Source organism: Succinivibrio sp., from assembly GCF_045124615.1.
In the GTDB taxonomy this organism is placed as follows: Bacteria; Pseudomonadota; Gammaproteobacteria; order Enterobacterales; family Succinivibrionaceae; genus Succinivibrio; species Succinivibrio faecicola.
Map to the genome: position 1 here is coordinate 1 of NZ_JBGVMC010000396.1, position 1,651 is coordinate 1,651.

Below are 1,651 nucleotides of genomic sequence, written 5' to 3' on the forward strand. Positions count from 1 at the left end.
TTGGTGTATTCTCTAAAAAGGCAAATGTTGATGCTCTAGTTTCTGTTTTAAATTCAAAAGGTTTTAAGACCATAAGCCAGAATATTAATATCAATGGAAAAGCCATGATCAGAGTATTTGCAGGTACCTCAAAAACTAGAGAAGGTGCACTTGCAATTTGCAACAAGGTTAAAAAGAATACCAAAGAGCAGTGCCGTATTGTAGCTCTGTAATAAGACAGGAGACTGTATGCTTTTATCTGAACTCGTTTCATATATTGATGATTATCTTGATGTAAAAAAAATTCCTGACTGTTCTTTAAATGGATTACAGGTTGAAGGTTTTAAGGAGTGTCAGAGCATAGCTACAGCAGCCACTGCGTCTTTAGAGGCAATTGATGCTGCCATTGAATCTGGTGCGGATACTTTAATTGTTCATCACGGTCTGTTCTGGAAGGGGCAGACTACACCAGTTATAGGCGCTTTTAAAGACAGACTTAATGCAATTTTAGAGTCAAATATAAATCTTTTAGCTTATCATCTTCCATTAGATACTCATCTTGTGGTTGGCAACAACAGATATTTATCCGATCTCATTAAATTATCAGAGATTGATTATATTGAGCCTGGTAATCCAAACTCCTATGCTTTGGTTGGCATTCTAGATGAGCCTCTTACTGTAGAGCAGATTGCAAAAATCTATTCTGATTCTTTAAACACTCCAGTAAGCGTTGTAGGCGACTGCGATGAGAAGATTTTATTATCAAAGATTGCAATTTGTTCAGGTTCTGGATCAACTTTTGTTGATGATCGTATGTCTCATCCTTTTGATGCACTTGTAACCGGTGATATCAAGGAGCAGACATATCATTTAGCAAAGGAAAGCGGTACTCCTGTTTTTGTTCTTGGTCACCATGCTTCAGAGCAGGGCGGTATTAAGCGTTTAGGTGATCATCTTGCAAGAAAATTCTCTTTGGAACATCACCATCTGCATTTCAGCATTGAAAAGGAAGTAAAAACCTATGACTGCTCAGCAAACTGATGAACTGTCAAATGAGGCATTAATGGTTCGCAATGCTCTTATTGCCTGCGGCCTTGAATCTCCATATGTGGAGAATTCTTTATCATCAGAGGAAAAAAAGAGCATTATTGAAGAAAAGTTCTCTCAGATTATGTCCACAATGGGACTTGATCTGAATGATGATTCTCTGTCACAGACTCCAAAACGTGTTGCAAAGATGTTTATTGATGAGATCTTTTCTGGCCTTGATTACAGAAATTTTCCAAAGGTATCTGTTTTTGAGAACAAGATGCATTTTGATGAAATGGTTAAGGTTTCAAATATAACTGTAACCTCAACTTGTGAACATCACTTTGTTGTAATGGATGGTGTTGCAAAAGTTGCCTATATGCCGTCAGACAAGATTATTGGTCTTTCAAAGGTAAACAGAATCGTTCAGTTTTTTGCAAGACGCCCACAGGTTCAGGAAAGACTTACACAGCAGATTAAAGTGGCTCTGCAGACTCTTTTAAATACTAAAAATGTTGCTGTTACAATTACTGCTACTCATTACTGTGTAAAGTCACGTGGTGTTAAAGATCAGATTTCAAATACAACAACAACTGCATTAGGTGGATTCTTTAAGACAAATCCATCTTCAAGACATGAATTT

General features: G+C 37.0%; 3 protein-coding genes. All 3 read left to right on the forward strand.

What is annotated here, in order from left to right; all coding sequences use genetic code 11:
• Nucleotides 1-212: SPOR domain-containing protein (locus tag ACJML3_RS10570; protein ID WP_406023065.1), on the forward strand; the 212-nt coding region annotated here is incomplete at its 5' end.
• A gap of 16 nt (nt 213-228) precedes the next feature.
• Nucleotides 229-1,020: a Nif3-like dinuclear metal center hexameric protein gene (locus ACJML3_RS10575; RefSeq protein ID WP_406023067.1), complete on the forward strand. Its 792-nt coding sequence runs from the start codon at nt 229-231 to the stop codon at nt 1,018-1,020.
• Nucleotides 1,001-1,651: GTP cyclohydrolase I FolE (gene folE / locus ACJML3_RS10580; protein ID WP_406023069.1), on the forward strand; the 651-nt coding region annotated here is incomplete at its 3' end. The genes ACJML3_RS10575 and folE, both read left to right, overlap by 20 nt.